Raw genomic sequence first — 1,238 nt, forward strand, 5'->3', positions numbered from 1 at the left:
TGGCAGGGGCCCTCGCACTGATGGTCGTGTTCGGCCTGTCAGCTGCCGATGTGCCTGCTGATGCAGTGACGACGAAAGTATCTCTGCAACTTCTCATGGCACTTCCTGCCGTTCTGCTGACATGCGTGTACGGATGGCGGGGCGCCGCCATCGGCGTGCCCACCCTGAACATGATCATCGGCCTGACTACGCCCGCCACCCACCCGGAGTCATTCGACCCTGCGTCATTCGCTACCCAGCAGATAATGGCAGTCACCGGCGCAGCGCTGCTCATACTTGGCTCCCGGATCACCCACTACTATCGGCGTTATCGACTCCGGGAGGTCGGAGAGAGAAATGCCATCAGACTCGCGCGGAGCTCACATGTTGCCAGTGAACTTGACCTTCGCGAACGTGCGTTGCATCTACGGAAGCTGGGTGATGGCATTGATCACGCGCTTGACGAGGTGATCAACTGGCTATCAGCACAGGGCCATCTTGCGATTGCGGAAAGCCTTGTGCATGTGGCATCGATCCATTCGCGCCAGCTCCGCGAGCAGACAAGCATGATCTACCCGACTGCTCTGGAGCACCTCGGACTCTACGTTGCCTTGAGAGCAGGAGGCGTTCGCGAAGCGTGGGAGAAGACGGCCCGTGTCGCCAATCCGGCGTTGCTCGGCGACCCCTGCCAACTCAGTGTCGGTCTGCAACTGGCCGCCTACCGCACGGTGATCGACGCGGTGTCATTGCTGATCCAGGGTGAAGCAGGGCAGATCCACGTGCGGGCACGCTGCGGACGGATCGGTTCGCATCGTGGAATCCTGATGACGGTTTCACTGCTGGATCAACAGCGAAACCTCTCCGATGCGACTGTCGCCGCAGCCATGGAACGTTTGGCCGGTAGAACGCTCGCCTACGGGGGCGCGCTGAAATGCACCCGGAATCGCATCGTGCTGGCAATGAAGGAAACGGGCACGGCCGCCCCTCTGGATGTTTTCTCGTCAAATGGAAGAAACAGCCTTTCGGGATTCGAAGCGGATGCCTCACGCGCGAAGGCGTGAATGACAGCACCCTCCGGCTTCTGATTCCGTAGCAGGCATGTACCGCCACCGGTGTTGGAGCGGAAACGTGCAAGCGGCTTTAGCCGCCTGCACGTCCAGGATCCTGAAGCACGAGTACTACGGTGCTTCAACGGACCAGATGTCGCCATCGGTGCTCGCGTAGCGCACCAGTACCACGTCCTGCGCACGATATACCTC

At 60.4% G+C, this 1,238-nt stretch carries 1 pseudogene; it reads left to right on the forward strand.

Annotated features, from left to right (window positions below):
• Positions 1 to 1,040, forward strand: a pseudogene (locus AB4Y84_RS21965) (MASE1 domain-containing protein); the annotation flags it as partial.
• Positions 1,041 to 1,238 lie beyond the last annotated feature (198 nt).

Source organism: Stenotrophomonas sp. 2YAF22 (assembly GCF_052114665.1).
GTDB classification, from domain to species: Bacteria; Pseudomonadota; Gammaproteobacteria; order Xanthomonadales; family Xanthomonadaceae; genus Stenotrophomonas; species Stenotrophomonas indicatrix.